General features: G+C 64.0%; 2 protein-coding genes. One reads left to right on the top strand and one right to left on the bottom strand.

Features of this window, described 5'->3' with window-relative positions; translation table 11 throughout:
- Positions 1-958, top strand: a 958-nt coding sequence (locus tag AC1DUU_RS26825; protein ID WP_476786396.1) for an NADP-dependent isocitrate dehydrogenase, incomplete at its 5' end; no start/stop codon positions are given.
- A gap of 142 nt (positions 959-1,100) precedes the next feature.
- Here AC1DUU_RS26825 and alaS read toward each other — a convergent pair.
- Positions 1,101-3,423, bottom strand: a 2,323-nt coding sequence (gene alaS / locus AC1DUU_RS26820) for an alanine--tRNA ligase (protein WP_476786395.1), incomplete at its 5' end; no start/stop codon positions are given.

Here is a 3,423-nt window from a genome sequence, read left to right as displayed (position 1 = left end):
GTTCAAGCTCAAGAAGATGTGGAAGTCGCCCAACGGCACGATCCGCAACATCTTGGGCGGCACAATCTTCCGCGAGCCAATCATCATGAAGAACGTGCCGCGCCTGGTTCCGGGCTGGACCAAGCCGATCATCGTTGGCCGTCATGCCTTCGGCGACCAGTACAAGGCGACCGATTTCAAATTCCCCGGCAAGGGCAAGCTGTCGATCAAGTTCGTCGGCGACGACGGCCAGGTGATCGAGCACGAAGTGTTCGACGCGCCGGGCGCAGGTGTCGCCATGGCGATGTACAACCTCGACGAGTCGATCCGCGAGTTCGCCCGCGCCTCGCTCAACTACGGCCTGCTGCGCAACTATCCGGTTTATCTGTCGACCAAGAACACCATCCTCAAGGCCTATGACGGCCGCTTCAAGGACATCTTCCAGGACGTCTACGAGAAGGAGTTCGAAGCCGAGTTCAAGGCGCGCAAGCTCTGGTACGAGCACCGCCTGATCGATGACATGGTGGCTTCGAGCCTGAAGTGGTCGGGCGGCTATGTCTGGGCCTGCAAGAACTATGACGGCGACGTGCAGTCTGACACAGTTGCCCAGGGCTTTGGTTCGCTCGGCCTGATGACCTCGGTGCTGATGACGCCGGATGGCAAGACGGTGGAAGCGGAAGCCGCCCACGGCACCGTGACGCGTCACTATCGCCAGCACCAGAAGGGCGAAGAGACCTCGACCAACTCGATCGCCTCGATCTTTGCCTGGACGCGCGGCCTTGCCCATCGCGCCAAGCTTGACGACAATACCGAACTGAAGCGCTTCGCGGAGACGCTTGAGCGCGTCTGCATCCAGACCGTGGAGAGCGGCTACATGACCAAGGACCTGTCGCTGCTGATCGGTCCCGACCAGCCCTGGCTGTCGACCACCGGCTTCCTCGACAAGATCGACGAGAACCTGCAGAAGGCCATGGCCTGATCTGTTTGGCTCGAATGAAAAAGCCCCGGAGCGATCCGGGGCTTTTTTTGTGTTCGGAGCCCTGCCCGCACAAGCGCCGGAGGCCGCAACAAAAAGGCTCGCCGAAGCGAGCCTTTTCATATCGGTTATTGGGCCGAGCCGATCAGGCGGCGGCGGCCATCGCTGCCTTGACAGCTGCGACCGCCTCGGCTGCCTTGGTGGCGTCTGGGCCGCCGGCTTGGGCCATGTCGGCACGACCGCCACCGCCCTGGCCGCCGAGGGCGGCGGAGGCCACGCGGACCAGATCGACCGCGCTGAAGCGCTTGGTCAAATCTTCGGTGACGGCGACAACGACGCTCGCCTTGCCGTCATCGCCCGCGCCAACGAACACCACGACGCCCGAACCGAGCGACGCCTTGCCGGAATCGGCGAGCGGCTTGAGGTCCTTGGGCGACACGCCTGAAACCACCTTGCCGAGGAAGCTGACGCCGGCAACCGTTTCGCTCTCTTCGGTGGCGCCGCCGCCATTGGAACCGCCAAGCGCCAGCTTCTTGCGCGCCTCGGTGAGCTCGCGCTCGAGCTTCTTGCGTTCCTCGACAAGCGCCTCGACCCGCGCCAGCACGTCGGCAGGTGCGACCTTGAGCGACGCTGCAACAGCCTTCAGGCGACGATCCTGCTCGTCGAGGTGGCGACGGGCGGCTTCGCCTGTCAGTGCCTCGATGCGGCGCACGCCGGCGGCAACAGCGCTGTCGGAGACGATGCGCACCAGGCCGATATCGCCCGTGGCAGTGACATGCGTGCCACCGCAGAGCTCGACCGAATAAGGCCGATTGGCCTTGGCACCGTGGATACCGGTGCCCATCGAAACGACGCGGACCTCGTCGCCATATTTCTCGCCGAACAGCGCCATCGCACCCTCGGCGATGGCATCGTCGACGCTCATCAGGCGCGTGATGACCGGGCTGTTCTGGACCACGATCTCGTTCGACATGCGCTCGACTTGCTCGAGCTCGTCGGCCGAAATCGGCTTGTTGTGCGAAATGTCGAAGCGCAGCCGTTCGGGCGCCACCAGCGACCCCTTTTGCGCCACATGGGTGCCGAGCACCTCGCGCAGCGCCTCGTGGATGAGGTGGGTCGCCGAGTGGTTTGAACGCAAGCGAGTCCGCCTATTATGGTCAACTTTCAGCTCGACGACGGCACCAGTCTTGAGCTTGCCGCTGGTCACCTTGCCGTAGTGAACGAACAGGCCGTCCGCCTTTTTCTGCGTGTCGGTTACCTCGATGGTGAAGCCCTCGCCCGACATCGTGCCGGTGTCGCCCATCTGGCCGCCCGATTCACCATAGAAAGGCGTCTGGTTGACGATGATGGCAACGGTCTCCCCTGCCACAGCGTTTGCAACCTCGGCACCATCCTTGATGAGCGTCAGGACCACGCCTTCGGCCTGCTCGGTCTCGTAGCCGAGGAATTCGGTGGCGCCGTTCCTGTCCTTGACGCCGAACCAGACCGTCTCGGTTGCGGCTTCGCCGGAACCGGCCCAATTGGCACGGGCCTCGGCCTTCTGGCGCGCCATGGCATCGGTGAAGCCGGCGAGATCGACCGAGATGCTGCGCTGGCGCAATGCGTCCTGCGTCAGGTCGAGCGGGAAGCCATAGGTGTCGTAGAGCTTGAAGGCAGTCTCGCCGTCGAGCATGTCGCCGGCGCCGAGCGTCTCGGTGGCATCGGCGAGCAGGCCGAGGCCCCGCACCAGCGTCTTGCGGAAACGGGTCTCCTCCAGCTTCAGCGTCTCGGTGATGAGCGCCTCACCACGGCCAAGCTCGGGATAGGCCTGAGCCATCTCGCGCACCAGCGCCGGCACCAGCTTCCACATCAACGGTTCGTTGGCGCCGAGCAGCTGCGCGTGGCGCATGGCGCGGCGCATGATGCGACGGAGCACATAGCCGCGTCCTTCGTTCGACGGCAGCACGCCGTCGGCGACGAGGAAGCAGGACGAGCGCAGATGATCCGCGATCACGCGGTACGAGCCGACATTGGTCGCGTCCGGCCCGCGGCCGATCGCCGAGGACGCCGCGTCCATGAGATGGCGGAACAGATCGGTCTCGAAGACTGTCTCGACGCCCTGCAGGATCGAGGCCATGCGCTCGAGCCCCATGCCGGTGTCGATCGACGGCCGCGGCAGGTCGATGCGCTGATCCTTCGTCACCTGCTCGTATTGCATGAAGACGAGGTTCCAGAACTCAAGGAAGCGGTCGCCATCCTCCTCCGGGCTGCCGGGAGGGCCACCCCAGATATGATCGCCGCGATCGATGAAGATCTCCGAGCAAGGGCCGCAAGGACCGGTGTCACCCATTGCCCAGAAATTGTCCGACGTGGCGATGCGGATGATGCGGTCGTCGGAAAAACCGGCGATCTTCTTCCAGTAGCCGGCTGCCTCGTCGTCGGTGTGGTAGACGGTGACGAGCAGCTTGTCCTTATTCAGCCCGTATTCC

Source organism: Aminobacter sp. P4_H6_2, from assembly GCF_056400805.1.
This window is presented reverse-complemented; position numbering and strand designations above follow the sequence as displayed.